1 pseudogene is annotated in these 270 nt (G+C 74.4%); it reads left to right on the top strand.

Annotation, left to right across the window (positions count from 1 at the left end):
- Positions 1-51 precede the first annotated feature (51 nt).
- Positions 52-270 (top strand): annotated as a pseudogene (locus tag OO69_RS48630) (hypothetical protein); the annotation flags it as partial.

Raw genomic sequence — 270 nt, 5'->3', positions numbered from 1 at the left:
AGAGGCACACCGTTGTCGAAGCACCGCAAGTTCTCGAATAACCGCCGCGCGATGTTCAGCGTGGCCGCCGGAACCGTTCTGGCCGCCGCGGGGATGGTCAGCGTCGCCAGCGCCGCGACCCCGGCCACCCACGCGAACCCGGTCCCGGCCACCCAGGCGGACCCGGTTGCCGCCACCCACGCGAACCCCGTTGCCGCCACTCAGGCGAACCCGGTCCCGGCCACCCACGCGAACCCGGTTGCGGCCACCCACGCCGACCCGGCCCCGGCC

This window comes from Streptomyces sp. NRRL F-525 (assembly GCF_000716605.1).
GTDB lineage: Bacteria > Actinomycetota > Actinomycetes > Streptomycetales > Streptomycetaceae > Streptomyces.
This window is presented reverse-complemented; position numbering and strand designations above follow the sequence as displayed.